Raw genomic sequence first — 20,346 nt, 5'->3', positions numbered from 1 at the left:
GCCCATGACGACACGTAACGATCCTCCCGTCGCGGCGGAAACCGATCGCGCGTCCGCGCCCGAGAACGTGCTCTGGCAGCACGCTGCTTTCTGTCGCCTGGGCCTCCCCGTTGCACCCGGGCAGGAGGCGTGGCGGCGCGAGGGAAGCGACGCCGCTCTCCGGATTTCCCCGGGCACGGCCGGCGAGATGCTGCCGGACGGGCCGGGCCTTCGCCTGCTGCTTTCCTTCCTCTGCGACTCCGCGTTGCGCGCGGGAAGCCCGACGGTCGCGCTCGGTGCCGACGCCGCGGCCCTGGCGGCGCGCATGGGGCTGAGCGAGGGCGCGGCGGCGCCGCTGGCCGAGCAGGCGGAGCGGATGCTGACTGCGCGGATCGTTGTCAGCGTTGATGACGGACCGGAGCTTTCGGTGCTCGATGCCCGCAGCCGCCCGCGCGGCGGCACCTGGCCAGCTTCGGTGAAGCTCAACGCCCGCTTCCTCGCGAGCCTCGGGGAGCACGCGGTGGCGCTCGACCGCGGCATCCTTCGCGCTCTCTCCGCCTCGGCCGAGGCGATGGACGCCCATGCCTGGACGCGGGAGGTGCTGGCGCGCGCGGGCGAGGACGGCACCTTCACCGCGCCGTGGGCTGACCTGATGGCGCGTTTCGGCGCGCCCGGCACCGATGCCGCGGGCTTCCGCGAGGCATTCGAGTCGGCGCTGCGGCTTGTCTTCGAGGCCGACCTGTCGATCGAACTGGCGGTGGACGACGACGGGGTGAGCGTCCGCCGCGCGCGACCGGCGGCGCCCGAGCCGGTGGCTGCCGAGCCGCCCGCGCCGGTTGTTACGCCCGAGCCGCCGCCCGCGCCCGTGCAGCCGACCGCGCCTGAGGACCGCCCGCGCGACGAGCCCCGCGCGCGCGAGGACAGGCCGCGCGAGGAGCGGCCTCGCGAAGAACGTCCGCGTGAGGACCGCCCGCGCGAGGATCGGATCCGGGAAGACCGGCTCCGGGACGAGCGCCCGCGCGAGGAGCGCTACCGCGAGGACCGGCCCAGGGAGGAACGTCTGCGCGACGACCGCCCGCGCGAGGACCGCCGTCACCGCCGCGACGACCAGCCCGACCACGGGTCGGTGGACCAGATCAACGACGACATGATCCGGCTGCGCTCGCATCTCACGGGCCTGCCGCAGGTGGTCTGGCTGCGCCGCGGCCATGGGGATGAGAACATCCTCGTCGGCGTGACGCCCGGCGCGCGCCTCGACACGGACCGGCTGACGATCCTCATGGTGGAGCCGATCATCATGCAGGTGAGCGGCGGTCTGGGGCAGAGCGACTTCGAGCGCGTCTCGGCCTGGGTGATGGCGAACCGTGACCTGATCGACGACTTCTGGGAGGGGGGCATCGCCTCCGCCGAGGAGGTCAACCGCCGCGTCCGCAAGGCGCCGGGGCCGAGCTTCCGGTAGTCCCGATCGCGGCCCCGCTCGCCGGGGCCGCGGTGCCGCCCTCGTGTGCGGCGGGAATGTTGTCCCGCCCTCGCAAATCGGTGGATCGGCCCGACGTTGCATCGGGTATGCATCCTGTCTTCCTCAATCGCATCGGCACCGCCAACCCGGTCCACGAGGTCCACAGCACCTTCCGCGCCTTCGCGGAGGGGCTGATCCCCGAGGGCCGGGAGCGCCGCCTCTTCTCCCGCATGGCGGACCGCGCCGGCATCCAGCGCCGCTGGAGCGTGCTGGAGCCGGACGGACGGCCGGGCCTCGTCGATGCCGAGGGCTTCTACGAATCCGGGCGCTTTCCCTCCACCCGCGACCGCATGCGGCGCTGGGAGGCTGAGGCGCCGGCGCTTGCCTTCCGCGCCATCGATGCGCTGGCGCCGGGGGAGGGGATCACGCATCTCGTCGTCGCCTCCTGCACGGGGTTCGCGGCGCCGGGGCTGGATCACGCGATCAGCGCGCATCTCGGGCTGAACGAGAGCGTCGCGCGGACGAATGTCGGTTTTATGGGCTGCCAGGCTGCGATCGTCGCGCTGCGGCTGGCGCATGACGCGGTGCGCGCCGATCCCTCCGCGCGCGTGTTGGTGGTGAACCTCGAACTCTGCACCCTGCATCTGCAGGAGCGGCCGGAGGTGGAGCAGCTTCTCTGCTTCCTGCTCTTCGGCGACGGCTGCTCCGCCGCCCTGGTCAGCGCCGAGCCGGAGGGATTGCGGCTGGACGGCTTCCGCTGCGCCCTGATGCCGGAAGCGGAGGAGCAGATCGCCTGGCGGGTCGGCGACAACGGCTTCGACATGGTACTCTCGGGCGAGGTGCCGAAGAGTCTTCTCCGCGCCCTGCCGCCGCGCCTGCCCGCGCTGCTCGCGGGGCTGGATGCCGGGGATTACGATCTCTGGGCCGTGCATCCCGGCGGGCGCTCTGTGCTCGATGCCGTCGAGGAGGCTTGCCACCCGCCGCAGGGCGCGCTGTCGCAGTCGCGCGCCGTGCTGGCCGAGCACGGCAACATGTCCTCCCCCACAGTGATGTTCGTGCTCGCCGCCATGCTGGCGGAGCGCGATCCGGGGCGGCGCGGGATCGCCATGGCCTTCGGGCCGGGCCTCTCGGCCGAGACGATGCGCTTCGCGACGGTCTGAGCGTACCGGAGATGCTGCGCGCCCGCTCCTCCGCCGCGGAGATCATGGACGATGCCGCGCAGGACTTCGCCGCCTTCTCCGCGGCGCTGCGCGACCTCGAGCGCATCAATCGCATGAGCCTCGCCTATCGGCCGACGCTCCGCTGGCTGGACGCGCTGGCGCGGCGGACGGGCGCGCGGCGGATGAGCGTGCTCGATGTCGGGGCGGGCGGCGGGGATATGCTGGCGAGGGTGGCGGCCTGGGGCGCCCGGCGCGGCGTGGCGGTGGAGCTGGCGGCGCTCGACCGTTCGCCCCACGCCGCGGCCCATGCGCGGGCGCGCCATGCGGGGCTTCCCGTCCGCTGGATCACGGCCGACCTTTTCGACCTTCCGGCCGAGGAGCGGTTCGACGCGGTGATCTGCGCCCTCTTCACCCATCACCTCGCTGACGAGACCCTCGTGCGTTTCCTGCGCTGGATGCAGGCGCGGGCGCGGCTCGGCTGGTTCATCAGCGACCTGCACCGCCATCCGCTGCCCTGGGCGACAGTCTGGGTGGGGGTGCGGCTGCTGCGGATGGATCCGATGGTCGTGCATGACAGCACCGTCTCCATCGCTCGCGGCTTCTCTCGGGAGGATTGGGAAGGGCTGATCGCCCGCGCGGGCATTCTGGCCGAATTGCACTGGGCCTTTCCCTTCCGCTGGACCGTAGCGGGAGAGGGCGCGGCTTGAGCGGGGTCGTGGTGATTGGCGGCGGGCCCGCGGGCGCCGCCGCGGCCATCACCCTCGCGCGGGCGGGGGCGCGCGTCACGCTGGTGGAGCGTGAGGCGGGGCGGCGGGAGAAGGTCTGCGGCGAGTTCCTCGGGCCGGACGCCGCGGCGCTGATGGAAGGCCTCGGGCTGCCTCTGCCGGAGTTGGGCGCCGTGCCCATCCGCCGGGGGCGGCTGGCGGCAGGGGCGCGGGACGCCGCTTGGGCGCTGCCCTTCCCCGCCTGGAGCCTGCCCCGCACAGTGATGGACGAGGCGCTGCTCTCGGCCGCCGCCGCCTCGGGTGCCGTGCTGCTGCGTGGGCGGGCGGTGGCTGCTGCTGCGCCGGAAGGGGACGGCTGGTCACTGCGCTTCTCCGATGGCGCCACCTTGCGTGCCGCGGCGGTGGTGCTCGCCACCGGCAAGCACGAGCTTCGCGGCCAGGCGCGGGGCGTGCGCGGCGGATCCCTCGGCCTGAAGCTGCCCTTGCGGCTGGCGGCGCCGATGGAGGAAGCGGTCGTACTGCTGCCCTTCGCCGGCGGCTATGCCGGGTTGCAACCGCGCGGCGGGGAGGGCGCGGGAGGGGAGGCGAACCTCTGTGCCGCCCTTCACGCGGCGGGTCCTGAGGCGCGGGATGCCTCGGCGCTGCTCGCTCGTGTGGCCGCCGGCTCAGCCCTCGCATCGGGGCTTCTGCGGGGGGCGGAACCCCTGCTGGACCGGCCGCTCGCCGTCGCCGGCGTACCCTACGGCTTCCGCCACCGCGACGCGCGTGCCGCCCCGGCCGGCCTCTATCGCGTCGGCGACCAGTTCGCCGTGGTGCCCTCCCTTGCCGGCGATGGCATGGCGATGGCTCTGGCGGGCGGCACGGCGACCGCGCGGGCGATTCTTGGCGGTGTTCCCGCCTCCGAGTTTCATCAGGTAATGGACCGGCGCCTCGACCGGCCGATGCGCTGGGCGGGGTTCCTCGCGCGGCTGCTGGAGGCCGCGCCGAGGGCCCTCACTCTGGCGGCCCGCGTGGCGCCGGCCGCAGCCCGCTTGGCGGCCGCGCGGACCCGGCTGGTCGATGCGGGCGGGACCTTCGTCTGATCTGTTTGCTACGGGGAAGAGAGGCTCGGATCCTTGGTGGTGTTCCTCCGCACGCCGGCGGTCGTCCACGTGCTCGAGCACGCCGGGGCCGATCGGGACGGTGCGGGAGTGGCACCAGCTCCGGTTCCCGGAGGCGGTGCCGCCTCGCCCTCCAAGTCCATGAGCTGCCCGTCCGGGAAGGCTCGCCAGATGACGGTGGCAGAGGCCTCGGCAAGGGCGCGGCGGCTTGATCGATAATCTTCTCCACGGCCTATAAGGGGCGCCGGTCGGGGAAGAAGAATGCCGTTCGTCTCATACGCCCAGAACTTCGAGGACGTGCTTCTCTGGCGAGCGCTGAGGAACGAGCCGCCGGGCTTCTACGTGGATGTGGGCGCAGCCGACCCGGAGGATGATTCGGTCACCCGTGCCTTCTACGACCGCGGCTGGCACGGCCTGAACATCGAGCCCCTGCCCGAATTCGCCGAGCGGTTGCGGCAGGCGCGGCCGCGGGACACGAACCTTCAGCTCGCCGCGGGGGAGCGGGAGGAGGTAACGACCTTCTACGCGGCACCCGGCACCGGGCTTTCCACGATGCGCGGGGACCTGACCGCCGCGATCGCAGCCCAGGGCTTCGCGATCGAGAGGATGGAGGTGCCCGTTCGCCCGCTTTCGGCGCTTCTCGCCGAGCACGCGCCGACCGTCATCCACTTCATCAAGATCGACGCGGAGGGTGCGGAGCGGGCGGTGCTGGCCGGCTGCGACTTCGATCTCTTCCGTCCCTGGATCGTGCTCGTCGAGGCGACGCGGCCGATGTCCACCCGTCCATCTCACGAGGAATGGGAGCCGATCCTTCTCGAGGCCCGCTATGCCCATGTCTTCTTCGACGGGCTGAACCGCTACTATGTCGCGCGGGAGAAGCTCGCGGAACTCGCGCCGCACTTCACGACGCCCGCCAACGTCTTCGACGACTTCGTCCGCGCGGCGGACCGGGGCGTGGCCGGGGAAAGGGCGGGCGTGGCGGCCCGGGCGGCAGTGGCGGAGGCCTCGGCCCGCGCGGCCTATGCCCAGGCCCTGGACGTCGCCCGCGAGACGGCGGCGCTGCGCGAGGCCGCGGCCCTGCGCGAGAGGGAGCAGGAGGAGGCCATCCGCCTCCGCGACGGGCAGCTTGCGGCCATGAGCGCCCATAACGACGCGATGGACGCGCATATCCGGGGCCTGACCGAGAGCCTGGCGGCTATGGAGCGTGAGGCGGTGGCGCAGCGGCGGATCGTGCGGAGAGGCCTTTCCTGGGTCCTGCGCGGGTCCATCCGCGTGGCCCGGCGGGCGCTGCGGCCCGCGCCGGGCCCGGCGCTTGCCCTTCAGCCGGCCGAGCCCGCGCTGCCGGCGCCCGAGGCGCCGCCCACGGAGCTCCGGGCCGAAGTGGTCGAAAGCCCGGTGGTGCCCTCGCGACGCGCCCCGCGCCCGCTGACGGCGGTGCACCAGGTCCACGCCTCCTCCGCGATCGACGACGGGGCGCTCGATGCGATGCTCATGCTGCGTCGCCTGCTGCGCGGGATGGGCTATCGCAGCGAGATCTTTGTGGAAAAACGCCCGGAGCGGCTGAAGGGCGAGTTGCGGCTGCTGGAGGAACTGCCACTGCACGCGGACCACGTGCTGATCGTGCGGCACGCCGGCGGCGATGAGGAATTCGGCCACGTGCTTGCTTCCGCGGCGCCGAAGGTTCTTCTCTCCCACAGCATCACGCCGCCGGCCTTCCTCACCGGCGGGCCCGCTGCGGCGGCGCGCCTCGGGCGGGGGCAGCTCGTAGCGCTGCGGCCGCAGGTCGTCGCGGCGTTGGCCGAGGGCGAGTTCCACGCGAACGAGCTGCGCGCGCTCGGCTATTCGCCCGTGCGCGCCTGCGCGCTGCACTTCGACCTGGAGGCACTGCGGCGCGAGGCGGCGGCACAGCGCCACACGGGCGGCGCGCGGCCTTTCACCGTGATTTTCACCGGCCGCGTCAGCGCCTCCAAGGGACAGCGGGAGCTGATCGAGGCCTACGCGCGCTTCCGGGCGCTCATGGACCGGCCCTGCCAGCTCGTGCTCGTCGGCCGGACCGACCTGGCCGGTGCGCCGCTCTTCCGTGCGCTGGACGACGCGCTGCGCGAGGGAGGGCTTGAGGAAGAGGTGGTGATCACCGGCCGTATCCCGAGGGAGGAGTTGCACGCCCGGCTCGCGGAGGCCGATCTCTTCGTATCACTCAGCCAGTACGACGGCTTCGGCCTGCCGCTGGTGGAGGCGATCCTGCATGGCCTGCCCGTGCTCGCCTGGCCCGGCGGCGCCATTCCCTACATCCTCGGCGGGGCCGGCGGCCTGCTCGAGAGCCGCGACCCCGAGCGCGTTGCCGCGCGGATGCTGGAACTCGTGCGCGATCCAGAAGCCCGCGCTGCGCTCGTCGCGGCGCAGCGGGCAGCGATCAAGCGCTTCGCCCTCCCACTTCAGCTTCCGGCGCTGAACGAGGCGCTGGCGATGGCGGGCGCGGTGCCGCCGCTCGACCGCTCGGCGCGGGAGGCGGTTCGACCGAACCTGCGCTTTACCGTCACCGGCCACGCCTCCGGCAGCTATAGCCTGGCGGCGGTGAACCGCACGCTCGCCCTCGCGATAGAGGCGGAGCGGCCCGGCCATGTGCGGCTGCGCCCGGTAGAGGGCGCGCGGACCGACGACCTCTCGGGCATTCCGCCGGAGGAATTGCCGCTGGTCGGGTCGCTCGTGCAGCGCGGGCCGGCGGAGACGGGGCCAGAGGTGGTGATCAGCCAGCACTACCCCGTCCACCTGCCGGAGGAGCCGGGCGACCTGCCGCTCGCGATGCTGTTCTGGGAGGAATCGCTCCTGCCCGCTGCCACCATCGATGCGCTTGCCGCCGGCTTCCGCGCGGTGCTGGCGCCGACCGCGGTCGTGGCGAAGGCGCTGGTGGATTCCGGCCTGCCGATCCCGGTCCGCCTCATCGGCCACGCACCGGACCTGACGGGAATGGAGGAGAGCGGGCGGCGCCGCGGCCGGCTGGATGAGAGCCCGGCCGATCCCGCGCGCGTGGTCACCTTCCTGCACGTCTCCTCCCTTTTTCCGCGGAAGGGGGCCGACGTGCTGCTGCGGGCCTTCGCCCGCGCCTTCCGGCGGGGAGATCCCGTGCGGCTGGTGATCAAAGGTTTTCCCAACCCGCACAACACCATGCCCGAGGACCTGGACGCCCTGCGCGCAGCGGATCCGGACGGGCCGGCTATCGAGCTGATCAACCGTGACCTGCCAGTGGAGGAGATGCGCGCCCTTTTCGAAGCGGCCGATGCCGTGGTGCTGCCGACGCGCGGGGAGGGGTTCAACCTGCCGGCGGCGGAGGCCATGGCGGCGGGGGTGCCGCTGATCGTCACCGGCCATGGCGGGCAGATGGATTTCTGCGATGAGGAGACAGCGCGGCTGCTGGCCTGGCGTTTCGCGCCCTCTGGCAGCCATGTCGCGGCTCCCGGCTCGCTCTGGGTTGAGCCGGACAAGGACGATCTGGTGGAGGCGCTGCGCGGCATGGCCGCCGACCTGCGCAGCCCCGCCGGGCGCGCGATGCTGGCGGAGCGGACGCGCCGGGCGCGCCAGCTGGTGATGCAGCGGCTGCGTCGCGCGCCGCTGCTGCGCCGCCTGGAGGAATTGTCGCTCGACCTCATCCTCGCACCGCCCCAGCCACCGCTGCGCGTCGCCTGGGTGACGAGCTGGGGGGTGCGCTGCGGCGTCGCGGAATATACGCGCCAGCTCGTCCACGCCATGCCCGCGCATCCGGACATCGCCTCTCATGTCATCCTGCCGGATCGGCGCTGGAAGGCGGAGGAGGAGCCATCCGGCACGCCGGTCCACGAGGCGCGGCCCTGCTGGACCATCGGCGATTCCGCCAGCCTTTCCGCGCTGGCCGCCGCCATCGTCACGGAGGATCCGCACGCCGTGGTCGTGGAGCACCAGCCAGGGTTGATCCCCTGGGAGGCGCTGCACGACCTTCTCGCCGATCCCGCGGTGGCGGACCGCGTCGTTCTCGTGGCCCTGCACAACACGCAGCACCTGCTGGAGCAGGAGGAGCCGCTTCGGCGCCGGGTGGCCGGGGTGCTGGCCGCGGCGGGCCGGGTGCTGGTCCATTCGGTGGCCGATCTCGGGCGCCTCCGCATGCTCGGCCTTTCGGACAACGTCGCGCTGCTGCCGCACGGGATGAAGGCGCCGCTGCCTCTGCCGCCCGAAACCGCGGGGCCGCCGGTCATCGGCTGCTACGGCTTCTTCTTGCCGGGCAAGGGCATCGGCGAGCTGATCCGGGCCCTGGCGATCCTTCGCCGCCGCTGGCCGGAGCTGCGCCTGCGCCTCGTGAACGCGGATTACGGCACGGCGGACTCCGAGAAGGAAATCGCCCTCTGCCGCCTCATCGCGGAGGAGGAGGGCGTGGCCGACGCGATCGACTGGCACACGGACTTCCTGCCGACAGCCGAATCTCTCCTCCTCCTCTCCGGCTGCACCGTCATCGCCCTTCCGAACCCCGCATCTAAGGAGAGCTGGAGCGGTTCCCTGAGCGATGCGCTCGTGGCCGGGCCGCCGGTGATGGTCACGCCCATCCCCATCTTCGAGGAGGCCGGCGACGCGGCGTTCCGTGCCGAGGGAACGGACGCGGCCGCCCTGGCCAGAGGCCTCGGTGCCCTCCTCTCGAACCCGGCGGAGCGGGCGGCCGTGCAGGCTTCGGCCCGCGCGTGGCTGGCGGCGCGGTCCTGGGACAAGGTCGCGCGGCGCTTGCAGGGGATGATCCTCGGGCTTGCGGCGGCGCGGCACATCGAGCGGTAGGCGGCATTGCCCGCGGGGCCGACGCTCGTGACGGCGGGGAGAGAAGGAAGGAATTCTTCCTCTCTCCGAGCCCCTCACCATTTTCCCCTTATATCTGCTGGAAATCTCTTACGGCCGGTGCGTCTCGGGTCGCGACCTGAGGCGACTGCACATGCAGGAAGGGCGACAACAACCAGAACCAGCCTCTGGTCATCGCCCTCGATCTCACTCGGGCTGGAAGTTGGCGCTTCGCAGAAGTTCGGCGTTCCGCGCTAGGTCCGCGTCGATGAAGCGCGCGAACTCCGCCTGCGGGGAATAGATCGGCTCCAGGCCGAGGGTGGAGAACCGTTCCACCGTGGCGGGTTCACGCATGATCTCGCCGAGGTGGCTGTTCAGCAGCGAGACGATGGGGTCGGGCAGGCCCTTCGGACCCCAGAGGCCGTACCAGCTGGAAAAGACCAGTCCCGCCATGCCTTCCTCCGCAGTGGTGGGGATGGAGGGGGCGAGGGTGCTGCGCTTGGGAGCGGTCACGGCGATGCCCTTCACGCCGCCGCTCTGCACGAGCGGCAGCAGGGCGAGGACAGGGTCGATCATCATCTGCACGTTGCCCGCGGCCACGTCGGCGAGGGCCGGTGCGGTGCCGCGATAAGGTGCGACGACGAGGTCGAGTCCGGCGAGCTTCAGGAAGAGGATCGTCGCGAGATGGCCGGGCGATCCAAGGGCGGAGGCGCCGAAGGTCCAGTTGTCCGGTCGGGCACGCGCGTCGGCGACGATCTCAGCGATGGTTGTCTGAGGCCGGTTGGGGGAGAGGACGAGGATCAGCGGCGCCCCGCCGAGAAGGGCGATGGGCGTGAAGTCGGCGACGGGATCGTAGGGCGGGCGGCGGAGGACCTGCCGCGCCATGATGTGGGTCGAGGCGCTGAAGAGAAGGCTGTAGCCGTCCGGCGGTGAGGAGCCGACGGACTGGCCGCCGATGGTGCCGCTGCCGCCCGCGCGGTTCTCGACCACGACCTGCACGCTCAGCCGCTCGGAAAGGCGCTGCGCCACCACGCGGCCCACGGCATCGACGCCGCCGCCCGGCGCGAAGGGGATGACCATTCGGACGGTGCGGTTGGGATAAGCTGCCGGCTGCGCCATCGCCGGGGTGGCGAGCGCCGCACCGATCGCGGCAGCGCCGCCTACGAGGTCTCTCCTGCGCATTCGCGACTCCTCCCCCGGCCTCGACGGGCCTTTCTTTGTCACTATGGCCTGCGGGCCGACCGCGCCGCTTCCTCAATCTCGCGTGCGGGTGGGCCTCAGGTACAGATCAGCCCGCCCGAGGCGGATCTCCGGGGCCCGCGTCGGAAGACTCCAGCGCGGCCGTCAGGTCATCAAGGAAGCGCTCAAGCGCGCTCTCCTCCGCCCCTGCCGTGGGTAGCCGCGTGAGCCAGGCGCGAAGGGGCGGGGCAGGGATGTTCGTCGCCTCCAGCTCCGCCTCCCGCGCGTCCAGCAGCGTGACGAGGGTGCCGATGCCTTCCGCGGCGTAGCGGCCGCGCATGTAGTCGAGGATGTCGGCCTCCATGCCCCGCTCGTTCATCGCGGGAACGAGAAAATGGCCCATGCAGGTGCAGCCGGCCGGATGCACCGGGCGCGAGGTGACGACCCGCCAGAGGGCGGCGAGCCACGCGACCCGTTCCGCAATCCTTTGGCGCTGCCGACGCCGCCGCCAATCAGCCCTACGTGACTTCGAGCTGCGGGGCGGCCCGCATTCCTCGCCTGCGGCGCGCTGGCGGACGCGATGTCGGAGCGGGTGCGAAGGTTCCGGATCGCGGCCTTGTCCTGAATCCAGCACGACGCTGGGCCCCTGCCGCGAAGCCTCGTTGGCGAGGTGAACGAGGCGGCGAGCCTCGGCGTGCTAGACGGGGCGGACATCGTCCATGTCGAGCGCGTGCAGGCAGGGCTAGTGCGGATAGGCGTAGATATCCTGCTCGCCTTTCTGCCGGAGGCGCAGCTCCTGCCCGTGATCCAGGCGAGCCGTTTCGAAGGAGTCGGCCCCAATATCCTGGCCTTGGAGGCGGCGCTGCGGCAACGCGTCGTCGGCGTCCGGCAGAAGGTGGCGCTGAGGGATGGGGCGGCGGTTAACAGCCTCCGCGGGAACTCGGCCTGGCGCTCGCGGGCTGACCGAGTCGGGGCTGAGTCGGAAGGACGCCATTAACGTTTTTTCGTGTGTTTTCGACTTCTGGCGGAAAAATGGCCGTTCTATGCTCTGAACCAGGCATCGGGACTTGTTGATGTAATCGACCGATCATTTATGGTGCGGGAGCGACGCAAACAGCCGCGGGAAGGAACCCCCATGCCAGTGCAAGGCATACCGGACGAGTTCGTCGTCATGCTGCGGGACACAATTGTGGCCCTTGTCCGCCGGGACGGGCCAGATCTTTCGGCCCGGCAGCTCGGCGTATTCCTGACGGTTTATCTCGGCGAGGGGCCGCACACGGTGCGCGGGCTTGCCAAGGACCTGAATGTTTCGAAGCCCGCGATCACGCGGGCTCTCGACCGGCTGGGCGAACTCGACCTGGCCCGGCGCAAGACGGACCCCAAGGACCGGCGCTCCGTGCTGGTGCAGCGCACCGTCAAGGGCGCGGCGCTCCTGCGCGAGATGCATACGATCATGGGTGAGGCCGCGATGACCGCGACGGCCTCGGAGCAGCCGCCCCTGCAGGAACGCCAAGAGCCGCGCCGCGTCTCACATCAGGGGGCGTAAGCAATTTCGCGCGGGGTTTCCTCGCGCTGCTCGATCGTAGAAAGAAGTCTGCCCAGACCGTAGAAAACTCCCATGGTCCGGCCGGACGGCATGGCGATGAGGGCGAAGCCCTCCGCACGGCGTGCGATCATCCAGGTCAGCGTCCGGTCTTCGGGCGCGCGGCCGAGGCTCGACGGAGTTACTATGCCGAGCCACACCTCGTTGTCCTCGCCTACATGCGTCTCGACCCACCAGGAGCCGCCCCGGCGGGCGGCCTGATGGGCTGCCCAGCCAGCAGCCAGGGCACGCTCTGCCTGGGTCACGCTCCGGTGCGTGGCCGCTGGGCGCGCGAAGGGGAGGATGGTCGCGGACATCGGTGATGTTCCCGGGCGCCGGCCGAATGGCCGGGTTCTGGCCCGACGTTATTTGTCGCCTCACGAAGTCGTGCGGTCAACCCTGATTGGGTGGAGTCGGCCCTGGTTAGGGATGGCTGTTGCAATGTCGTGCCGGTCCGTCCAATGCCATCGTCCCACTCAGTCGACGCCAACGATCCTCCAGGCAAAGTCCCGCCCATCGGGCTCGGTGATCGTGAGGTTTTCGCCGGGGCGGCACGGGCCGCTGCCGCGGATCACTGCCTGGATCGGCGCATCAATCGGGCTATCGTCGCGGCGGAAGAAGCGCAGCGCCCAGCCGCTGTCCTCGTCGTAGATCACATCCCCGTCCATGAGCCCTTGGTCGGGCCAGAACCGGCGCGCGGGCCAGGGAGCAGGGTCGGCATACCAAGCCTTCGGGTCAGGATAACCCTGCGGGTCTAGCGACAGGCGAACCTCGTAGCGGTACTGCGGGCTGCCCTCTGGCAGGCCGGTCCCGCCGCTCGGCGAAAGGACGACGAGCGGCATCTGGCACCTCCGTGGCCTCTCGGCCGGCTAAATCGCGACTCGAACGCCCAGCTCCACTACGCGGTCACTGGGAATACGGAAAAACTCGGTTGCGGGAACCGAGTTGCGCGACATGATGCCGAAAAGCCACTGTTGCCAACGCGCCATCTTCGGCATCGCGGAAGCCACGACCGTCTCCCGCCCGAGGAAGTAGGAGGCCTGCATCGGGTCGTAGTTCACGCCGACCTCGCGCAGGTCCTCCAACTCCTTCGGGATATTCGGGCTCTCCTGGAAGCCGTAGCAGAGGGAAATGCGGTGGATGCCCGGCGCCAGCTCCTCCACATGGCGGCGGTTACGCACCTGCGGCACGTCCTCAACCGAGACGGTCACGAAGAGAACGCGCTCGTGCAGGACCTTGTTGTGCTTGAGGTTGTGCAGCAGCGCATTCGGCACGTAGTCGGCCTGGCTGGTCATGAAGACGGCGATGCCCGGCACCCGGGTAGTGCGGGACTGCGGCAACCGGGCGAGGAACGACTTCAGCGGCAGGCTGTCCTGGCGGAAGCGGCTGAACAGCAAGTTCCGGCCGCGGTGCCAAGTGAGCATCATGGTGAAAATCGCGCCGCCCAGCACGAGCGGCACCCAGCCGCCGTCAGGGATCTTCAGCACGTTCGAGAGGAAGAAGGAGAGGTCGAGGAGGAAGAGGGGGGTGAAGACCGCGATGACCAGCGGCAGCGCCCAGCCGAAGATGCGGCGGAAGACGAGACCCGCCAGGATGGAGGTCGCGACGAAGGTGCCCGTGACGGCCAGCCCATAGGCCGCGGCGAGGCTGTCCGAGTTGTGGAAGGAGACCACGAGGATGAGGACGCCCATGAGAAGGGCGAAGTTCACCTGGGGCATGTAGATCTGCCCCTCCTCGGTCTCGCTGGTGTGCCGCACCACCAGTCGCGGCAGGAAGCCAAGCTGCACGCATTGCCGGGCGATGGAGTAGGCACCCGAGATCATGGCCTGGCTGGCGATGATGGTCGCGGCCGTCGCGATGATGACCAGCGGAAGCCGCAGCCATTCCGGCGCGAGGAGGTAGAATGGGTTCTCCAGCGCCGCGCGGTCCCCGAGCAGGAGCGCCCCCTGGCCAAGATAATTCAGGGCGAGGGCGGGAAGCACGAAGGCCAGCCAAGCGAATTGGATGGGCCGGCGTCCGAAATGGCCCATATCCGCGTAGAGCGCCTCCGCCCCTGTCACCGCCAGCACGACGGAGCCGAGTGCGATGAAGGCGGCGAGGTGATAGGCGACGCAGAACTGCACGGCGTAGTGGGGCGAGAGGGCGAGGAGCACCTCTGGTTCCCGCACCACCTCAATCAACCCGAGCAGGCCAATGGCCCCGAACCAGACCACGGTTACCGGCCCGAAGACCGCGCCCATGCTGCCGGTGCCGCGGTATTGAAAAAGGAAGAGGGCCAGCAGTACCGCGAGAGACAGGGGGATCACCGCGCTCTCGAAAGCCGGCGAGATGACCTTCAGCCCTTCCATGGCCGAGAGGACGGAGATGGCGGGGGTGATGGTTCCATCACCGAAGAAGAGGGCGGCGCCGGCGATGCCGACGAGGATGATGAACCACCGTCCCCGCTCGGTCCGGGCCGCGCGCTGGGCGAGGGCCATCAGCGCGAGGATGCCGCCTTCCCCCTTGTTGTCGGCTCTGGTCACGAACCAGACGTATTTCACGGTCACGACGATGATGAGCGACCAAATGATCAGGCTGAGGACGCCGAGGATCTCCCAGCGCTCCAGCCCATCCGAGGAGAAGTGCAACAGGGCCGCGCGCATGGCGTAGAGCGGGCTGGTGCCGATATCGCCGTACACGATGCCGAGTACGCCCAACAGGGCCGCCGCGGTGATCGGCTGCCGCTGGCCATGGGTGGCCTCTGATGTCACGTCGGTTGCCTGCAATGCTTTGTCACCGGCGGCATAGGGCCGCCACCCAGGACGCTGCAACCCCCGGCCCCGCCGCAGGGTTGCAGGGGGCCGGCCCGGTGCGGGGCGGCCGGGCTTAGTGTCCGCGCAGGATCTGGGACAGGAAGAGCTTCAGCCGGTCGGTCGCGGGGCGGTTGAAGATCTGCTCCGGCGGGCCCTGCTCCACCACCTCGCCCCGGTCCATGAAGATCACCCGGTCGGCCACCTGCTGGGCGAAGCCCATCTCGTGGGTCACCACCACCATGGTCATGCCGTCCTCGGCGAGGCCGACCATGGTGTCCAGCACCTCCTTGATCATCTCGGGGTCGAGCGCCGAGGTCGGCTCGTCGAAGAGCATGATCTTGGGCTTCATACAGAGCGCCCGGGCGATGGCCACGCGCTGCTGCTGACCGCCGGAGAGCTGGCCAGGGTACTTCTTCGCCTGCTCGGGGATCTTCACCCGGCGGAGGTACTCCATGGCCAGTTCCTCCGCGTCCTTCTTCGGCATGCGGCGGACCCAGATCGGGGCCAGGGTGCAGTTCTCGAGGATGGTCAGGTGCGGGAAGAGGTTGAAGGACTGGAAGACCATCCCGACCTCACGACGGATGGCATCCAGTGAGCGGACGTCGTCGGTCAGCTCCGTGCCATCGACCAGGATGCGCCCCTCCTGGTGCTGCTCCAGGCGGTTGATGCAGCGGATCATGGTGGACTTGCCCGAGCCCGAGGGACCGCAGACCACCACCCGCTCGCCCGTCGCGACCTGGAGGGAGATGTCGCGCAGCACGTGCATCGAGCCGTACCACTTGTTGACCTTGTCGAGCTGGATGGCTGGCGTGCCATCGGTGCGGACAGCGGATGCGATGTGGCCTTCGGCGAGGGCGGCGCTCATGGGCTGTTCCTGGTATCCGGGCGGAGGAGGGGGGTCAGCGGACGCGGTGGCGGTTCAGCTCCGCCTCCAGGTTCTGGCTGTAGCGGGACATGGCGAAGCAGTAGGCGAAGTAGATGACGGAGATGGCGAGGTAGACCTCCACGCCGAAGCCCTGCCAGGCGGGCTCCACGATCGAGGTCTTGCCGGCCGTCAGCAGGTCGAAGATGCCGATGATCAGCACCAGCGACGTGTCCTTGAAGAAGCCGATGAAGGTGTTCACCAGCGGCGGGATCACCAGCCGCAAGGCCTGGGGCAGGATGATGAAGCCGGTTTTGTGCCAGTAGCTGAGGCCGAGCGCGTCGGCCGCCTCGTACTGGCCCTTCGGCAGGGCCTGTAGCCCGCCGCGGACCACCTCGGCCAGGTAGGCGCCGGCGAAGAGGATCACGGCCACCTGGGCGCGCAGCAGCTTGTCGATGTTGATCCCCTCCGGAAGGAAGAGGGGGAACATGACGCTGGCCATGAAGAGAAGGCTGATCAGCGGCACGCCGCGGATGAGCTCGACATAAGCGATGCAGAGCACGCGGATGGCCGGCATCGAGGAGCGGCGTCCGAGCGCGACCATGATGGCCAGCGGGAAGGCGAAGGCGAGACCGAAGGTGGAGAGGATGAGCGTGATGGGCAGGCCGCCCCAGCGCTCCTGCGGCACGTATTCGAGGCCGAGCACGCCGCCCCACATGAGCACGCCGATGGCGACGAGAGTGACGGCCCAGACCACCGCCAGCTCCCAGCGCCAGAAGCGGCGCATGGCCGACACGATGTAGAGGGCGGTGAAGAGCACGCAGACGAGCGCGGGGCGCCAGTGCTGCTCGTAGGGGTAGGTGCCGAAGAGGATGAAGCGGTGCTTCTCCGTGATCACGGCCCAGCAGGCACCGGGGTGGTCCGATGCCTTGAGGGCGCGGCACGCCTGGGTCTGGTTGTTCGGCACCGACCAGATGGCGTTGATGAAGGCCCAGTCGATGAAGCCGATCGCCCATCGGACGATGAAATAGGCCAGCACCAGCGTGAGCGCGGTGTTCAGCCATGAGGAGAAGAGATTGGCGCGGAGCCAGGCGGCGGGCCCGGTGGTCATGGCCGGCGGCTGGCGCGGCGCCGCCTCCGGCACGCCGGCCACCGAGCTTCCGAGGGAGATGTCGCTCATGCGGGGCCTTCCTCAGCGCTCGATCAGCGCGATGCGCGAGTTGTACCAGTTCATGAAGAGGCTGATGGACAGGGAGATGGTGAGGTAGACGAGCATGATAATGGCGATGCCCTCGATCGCCTGGCCCGTCTGGTTCAGCGTCGTGTTCGCGATCGAGACGATGTCCTGGTAGCCGATGGCGACCGCGAGGGAGGAGTTCTTCGTCAGGTTCAGGAACTGGCTCGTCATGGGCGGGATGATCACCCGCAGCGCCTGGGGCAGGACGATCTGGCGGAGCACCACCCCGGGCTTGAGGCCCAGCGCCTGCGCCGCCTCCCACTGGCCCTTGGCCACCGCCAGAATGCCGGCGCGGACGATCTCGGCGATGAAGCCGGCGGTGTAGGTGGTCAGGCCGACGAGAAGGGCGAAGTACTCGGGGCTGACGGACATGCCGCCCTGGAAGTTGAAGCCGCGCAGCGCCGGCCACTCGACGCCCGAGGGCGCGCCACCGATCCACCAGGCCACCAGCGGCAGCCCAATCAGGAAGCCGAGGGCCGCCGGCCAGACCGGGCGCGGCTGGCCGTCCTGCATCTGCCGCCGCCGCATGGCCTTGCCGTAGACATAGGTGGCGCAGCAGCCCGCGACGAAGGCGAGAAGCCCCCAGCTATGCCCCACTTCCCAGTCGAGGAACGGCAGGCGCAGCCCGCGGTTGGAAAGGAAGACGCCCGTGACGGGGTTCAGCGCCTGGCGCGGCCCGGGCAGGCCCTGAAGCATCGTGTACCAGAACAGCAGCTGCAGCAGCAGCGGGATGTCGCGGATCACCTCGACATAGGCTGCCGCGACCTTCGCGAGCAGCCAGTTCTTCGAGAGCCGCGCGATGCCGATCAGCGTGCCGAGGATGGTGGCGAGGATGATGCCGACCACGGCCACCTTCAGCGTGTTCAGCACGCCGACGGTCAGGGCGCGGAGATAGGTGCTGGCCGGGGTGTACTGAATCAGCGATTCACCGATCGGCAGCCCCGCCTCGCGCTGAAGGAAGCCGAAGCCGGTCGCGATCCGCCGGACCTCGAGGTTGTGCTGGGTGTTCCGCACCAGCCACCAGACGACGGCGATCACGATGCCGACGATCAGCACCTGCCAGAAGATGGCGCGCACCCGCTCGTCCGCCCAGGAAAGGCGCAGCGGCTTCTTTGGCGGGGCGCGGAATTGCCGCGGGTCGGTGGCGCTCTGCGACATCCAGGGGCCTCGTCTTCTCTATTCTACGGCCGGGTCGTGTCCGGGAGGGCCCGCCTGGGGCCCTCCCGGGGGTCGGGTCAGCGGAACGGCATCGCGTATTGCTGGCCGCCCGGCGTGGACCAGAGCGCGTTCGGGCCGCGCTGGATCCCGATGGGGGCGAGGTGGCGCGCGAAGATCTCGCCGTAGTTGCCGGTTGCCCGGATGACGTTCACCACCCACTCGTTCGGCACGCCGAGCATCTGCCCGAGCCCGCCGTTCTTGCCGAGCATGCGCTGCACCTCGGGACGGGTGTCGCTGGCGGCTATCTGCGCGACGTTGGCCTGGGTGATCCCCAGCTCCTCGGAAGCGACGAGGGCAAAGTGCGTCCACCGGACGAGGTCGGTGAAGCGCTGGTCGCCGTGGCGGATCAGCGGGCCGAGCGGCTCCTTCGAGATCACGTCCGGAAGGATCGTGTGCTCGGCGGGGTTGGGCTGGCTGGACCGGGTGGCGGCGAGGCCGGACACGTCCGTCGTGAAGGCGTCGCAACGGCCGGCGGCATAGGCGCTGACCAGCTCCTCCAGGCGCTCGATCACCACGGGGGTGAACTGCACGTTGTTGGCGCGGGCCCAGTCCGTCAGGTTCTGCTCGGTGGTGGTGCCGGGCTGGACGCAGATGGTGGCGCCGTTCAGCTCCTTGGCGGTCTTCACGCCGGTCGAGGTCTTCACCATGAAGCCCTGGCCGTCGAAGAAGTTCACCGCCGCGAAATCGAGGCCGAGGCTCGTGTCGCGCGAGAGGGTCCAGGTCGTGTTGCGCGCCAGGACGTCCACCTCGCCCGACTGCAGGGCGGTGAAGCGGCTCTGCGCGGTGGTCGGGACGTAGCGGACCTTGTTCGGGTCGTTGAAGATGGCCGCGGCGAGGGCGCGGCAGTACTCCACGTCGAAGCCGCGCCACACGCCCTGGCTGTCCGGCTGGGCGAAGCCCGCCAGGCCGGTGTTGGTGCCGCAGACGAGGGTGCCGCGCGCCTTGATCGCGTCGAGAGTGGACGCGCCGGGCGCGGCCGGGGCCTGGGCCGCGGCCGGCAGCGCGCCCAGCGCCGTCAGGGCGACGGCGCCGAAAAAGCCGAACGTGGCGAGCCGCAAGGGCTGCAAATTCATCCGTATCTCCGTGAAACGCGTAAGGGTCGCCCCTCGGCGCATGCTGCGCCAGGGATGTGCCTCGATCAACGCGGGATTGCGCGGATCGCGGGGCAGCCCCTTAGCGTCCCGGCGTGCTCGCGGCAAATCCGCCCCGCCGGACTTCCGGCGGGGGGCAGGGAGAGGCAGGCTGGAGCTGTCGTTGTTCGGATCGGTCACGGCATGCGCTGAGGCAAGTGCCATGCCGTGGCCGATGACGGAGGAGGCCAGGCTGCTTCATCTCGACCATGCCCGCGTGGAGGCCCTTCTCCCCTGGTCCGCCCTGTTGGAGGCGATTGGCGCGATGTTCCGCACCGGCTGCGAGGCGCCACTGCGCCATGCCCATGCTTGGGCGGAAGGAGCGGAACGGAACAGCTTGCTGCTGATGCCCGCCTGGCAGGCGGGCCGCTACACCGGGGTGAAGATCGTGCATGTGGCGCCCGGCCATGCGCCGGCCGTGAACGCCGCCTATCTTCTATCGGACGCAGGGAGCGGCGCGCCGCTTGCGCTGCTCGACGGCGGGGCACTGACCGACCGCCGCACCGCGGCCGCGAGCGTGCTGGCGGCGCGGCACCTGGCGCGGCCGGACAGCCGGCGCCTGCTGCTGCTCGGCAGCGGCAAGGTGGCCCATGCCCTCGGCTCGGCCTATCCCGCCGCCTTCCCGATCGAGGACATCTCGATCTGGTCGCGCGATGCCGGGCGGGCGGAGCGGCTGGCCGCGCGCCTCCGCGCCGAAGGCCATCCGGCGCGGGCGGTGGCGGACCCGCATCCTGACGATGCCGACATCGTCTCGGCGGCTACCCTCTCCCGCGCACCGCTCGTGCGGGGCGAGGGGGTGCGGCCGGGCACGCATGTGGACCTCGTCGGTGCCTTCCGGCCGGAGATGCGCGAATCGGATGCGGCCCTCCTCGCCCGCGCCATCCTCGCCGTGGACACCCGCGCGGGCGCGCTGGCCGAGGCCGGGGACGTCGTGCAGGCGATCGCGGAGGGGGCCTTCGACGCCGCCCACATTGCGGCCGACCTCGCAGAACTCGTGCGCGGGGAGCATCCGGGCCGGCGGAGCCCGGAGGAGGTCACCGTCTTCAAATCGGTCGGCTGGGCGGGCGAGGACCTGGCGGCCGCCATCCTCGCCTATGAGGGCGCGGTGGATGGGGCGGCGCGGGAATAGGGC

At 70.4% G+C, this 20,346-nt stretch carries 17 protein-coding genes; 8 read left to right on the top strand and 9 right to left on the bottom strand.

The window, feature by feature from the left end; translation table 11 throughout:
• Positions 1–4 precede the first annotated feature (4 nt).
• The 5 genes from D9599_RS02560 (at position 5) to D9599_RS02540 (ending at position 9,217) form a co-directional block, all read left to right on the top strand.
• A complete protein-coding gene (locus D9599_RS02560; RefSeq protein ID WP_198379661.1) occupies positions 5–1,438 on the top strand; it encodes a replication protein RepA in 1,434 nt (477 codons plus the stop codon).
• Between the two features lie 107 nt (positions 1,439–1,545).
• The gene (locus D9599_RS02555; protein WP_198379660.1) at positions 1,546–2,598 is read left to right on the top strand and encodes a type III polyketide synthase; all 1,053 of its coding nucleotides are present in this window, start codon (positions 1,546–1,548) and stop codon (positions 2,596–2,598) included.
• 11 nt (positions 2,599–2,609) lie between these two features.
• Positions 2,610–3,305 (top strand): methyltransferase domain-containing protein, encoded by a 696-nt coding sequence (locus D9599_RS02550; RefSeq protein ID WP_198379659.1) that lies wholly within the window; start codon positions 2,610–2,612, stop codon positions 3,303–3,305.
• A complete protein-coding gene (locus D9599_RS31090; RefSeq protein ID WP_232480067.1) occupies positions 3,302–4,405 on the top strand; it encodes an NAD(P)/FAD-dependent oxidoreductase in 1,104 nt (367 codons plus the stop codon). The genes D9599_RS02550 and D9599_RS31090 overlap by 4 nt, the downstream gene beginning before the upstream one ends.
• Before the next feature lie 279 nt (positions 4,406–4,684).
• Positions 4,685–9,217 carry an FkbM family methyltransferase gene (locus D9599_RS02540; protein WP_198379658.1) on the top strand — a complete coding sequence of 1,511 codons (4,533 nt, stop codon included), beginning with the start codon at positions 4,685–4,687 and terminating at the stop codon, positions 9,215–9,217.
• Between the two features lie 204 nt (positions 9,218–9,421).
• Here D9599_RS02540 and D9599_RS02535 read toward each other — a convergent pair whose 3' ends face one another.
• Both D9599_RS02535 and D9599_RS02530 read right to left on the bottom strand, forming a co-directional pair.
• Complete coding sequence (locus tag D9599_RS02535; RefSeq protein ID WP_198379657.1) at positions 9,422–10,396, bottom strand: tripartite tricarboxylate transporter substrate binding protein; 975 nt, start codon at positions 10,394–10,396, stop codon at positions 9,422–9,424.
• A 106-nt stretch (positions 10,397–10,502) separates the two neighbouring features.
• Positions 10,503–10,796 carry a hypothetical protein gene (locus D9599_RS02530; protein ID WP_198379656.1) on the bottom strand — a complete coding sequence of 98 codons (294 nt, stop codon included), beginning with the start codon at positions 10,794–10,796 and terminating at the stop codon, positions 10,503–10,505.
• A 267-nt stretch (positions 10,797–11,063) separates the two neighbouring features.
• On the opposite strand from D9599_RS02530, the gene D9599_RS02525 reads away from it, so the two are divergent.
• Positions 11,064–11,390, top strand: coding sequence for a hypothetical protein (locus tag D9599_RS02525; RefSeq protein WP_198379655.1), 327 nt, complete (start codon positions 11,064–11,066; stop codon positions 11,388–11,390).
• A gap of 138 nt (positions 11,391–11,528) precedes the next feature.
• Positions 11,529–11,939 carry a MarR family transcriptional regulator gene (locus D9599_RS02520; RefSeq protein ID WP_198379654.1) on the top strand — a complete coding sequence of 137 codons (411 nt, stop codon included), beginning with the start codon at positions 11,529–11,531 and terminating at the stop codon, positions 11,937–11,939.
• Here D9599_RS02520 and D9599_RS02515 read toward each other — a convergent pair.
• From D9599_RS02515 to D9599_RS02485, 7 genes are all read right to left on the bottom strand, one after another.
• Entirely contained in the window at positions 11,927–12,292 is a 366-nt protein-coding gene (locus tag D9599_RS02515; protein WP_198379653.1) for a hypothetical protein, read from the bottom strand. The genes D9599_RS02520 and D9599_RS02515 overlap by 13 nt on opposite strands.
• Before the next feature lie 159 nt (positions 12,293–12,451).
• The gene (locus D9599_RS02510; protein ID WP_198379652.1) at positions 12,452–12,817 is read right to left on the bottom strand and encodes a hypothetical protein; all 366 of its coding nucleotides are present in this window, start codon (positions 12,815–12,817) and stop codon (positions 12,452–12,454) included.
• Between the two features lie 27 nt (positions 12,818–12,844).
• Positions 12,845–14,725 (bottom strand): potassium transporter Kup, encoded by a 1,881-nt coding sequence (locus D9599_RS02505; RefSeq protein WP_309228515.1) that lies wholly within the window; start codon positions 14,723–14,725, stop codon positions 12,845–12,847.
• Between the two features lie 115 nt (positions 14,726–14,840).
• Positions 14,841–15,632, bottom strand: a complete 792-nt coding sequence (locus tag D9599_RS02500) for an amino acid ABC transporter ATP-binding protein (RefSeq protein WP_198379651.1) — start codon at positions 15,630–15,632, stop codon at positions 14,841–14,843.
• Between the two features lie 34 nt (positions 15,633–15,666).
• On the bottom strand, positions 15,667–16,809 hold the full coding sequence (locus D9599_RS02495) for an amino acid ABC transporter permease (protein ID WP_198379650.1): 1,143 nt from the start codon (positions 16,807–16,809) through the stop codon (positions 15,667–15,669).
• A gap of 12 nt (positions 16,810–16,821) precedes the next feature.
• Positions 16,822–18,024 carry an amino acid ABC transporter permease gene (locus D9599_RS02490; protein ID WP_198379649.1) on the bottom strand — a complete coding sequence of 401 codons (1,203 nt, stop codon included), beginning with the start codon at positions 18,022–18,024 and terminating at the stop codon, positions 16,822–16,824.
• A 77-nt stretch (positions 18,025–18,101) separates the two neighbouring features.
• Complete coding sequence (locus tag D9599_RS02485; RefSeq protein ID WP_198379648.1) at positions 18,102–19,157, bottom strand: amino acid ABC transporter substrate-binding protein; 1,056 nt, start codon at positions 19,155–19,157, stop codon at positions 18,102–18,104.
• 220 nt (positions 19,158–19,377) lie between these two features.
• On the opposite strand from D9599_RS02485, the gene D9599_RS02480 reads away from it, so the two are divergent.
• Positions 19,378–20,343, top strand: a complete 966-nt coding sequence (locus tag D9599_RS02480; RefSeq protein ID WP_232480066.1) for an ornithine cyclodeaminase family protein — start codon at positions 19,378–19,380, stop codon at positions 20,341–20,343.
• Positions 20,344–20,346 lie beyond the last annotated feature (3 nt).

Source organism: Roseomonas sp. KE2513, assembly GCF_016107305.1.
In the GTDB taxonomy this organism is placed as follows: Bacteria; Pseudomonadota; Alphaproteobacteria; order Acetobacterales; family Acetobacteraceae; genus Roseomonas.
The sequence above is the reverse complement of the archived record's forward strand: the minus strand, read 5'-3'. Positions and strand labels throughout refer to the sequence as shown.

Coding starts and splice junctions, on each gene's coding strand:
- D9599_RS02560 (WP_198379661.1), top strand. CDS start 5: ATGACGACACGTAACGATCCTCCCGTCGCGGCGGAAACCGATCGCGCG.
- D9599_RS02555 (WP_198379660.1), top strand. CDS start 1,546: ATGCATCCTGTCTTCCTCAATCGCATCGGCACCGCCAACCCGGTCCAC.
- D9599_RS02550 (WP_198379659.1), top strand. CDS start 2,610: ATGCTGCGCGCCCGCTCCTCCGCCGCGGAGATCATGGACGATGCCGCG.
- D9599_RS02540 (WP_198379658.1), top strand. CDS start 4,685: ATGCCGTTCGTCTCATACGCCCAGAACTTCGAGGACGTGCTTCTCTGG.
- D9599_RS02535 (WP_198379657.1), bottom strand. CDS start 10,396: ATGCGCAGGAGAGACCTCGTAGGCGGCGCTGCCGCGATCGGTGCGGCG.
- D9599_RS02530 (WP_198379656.1), bottom strand. CDS start 10,796: ATGGGCCATTTTCTCGTTCCCGCGATGAACGAGCGGGGCATGGAGGCC.
- D9599_RS02520 (WP_198379654.1), top strand. CDS start 11,529: ATGCCAGTGCAAGGCATACCGGACGAGTTCGTCGTCATGCTGCGGGAC.
- D9599_RS02515 (WP_198379653.1), bottom strand. CDS start 12,292: ATGTCCGCGACCATCCTCCCCTTCGCGCGCCCAGCGGCCACGCACCGG.
- D9599_RS02510 (WP_198379652.1), bottom strand. CDS start 12,817: ATGCCGCTCGTCGTCCTTTCGCCGAGCGGCGGGACCGGCCTGCCAGAG.
- D9599_RS02500 (WP_198379651.1), bottom strand. CDS start 15,632: ATGAGCGCCGCCCTCGCCGAAGGCCACATCGCATCCGCTGTCCGCACC.
- D9599_RS02495 (WP_198379650.1), bottom strand. CDS start 16,809: ATGAGCGACATCTCCCTCGGAAGCTCGGTGGCCGGCGTGCCGGAGGCG.
- D9599_RS02490 (WP_198379649.1), bottom strand. CDS start 18,024: ATGTCGCAGAGCGCCACCGACCCGCGGCAATTCCGCGCCCCGCCAAAG.
- D9599_RS02485 (WP_198379648.1), bottom strand. CDS start 19,157: ATGAATTTGCAGCCCTTGCGGCTCGCCACGTTCGGCTTTTTCGGCGCC.
- D9599_RS02480 (WP_232480066.1), top strand. CDS start 19,378: ATGCCGTGGCCGATGACGGAGGAGGCCAGGCTGCTTCATCTCGACCAT.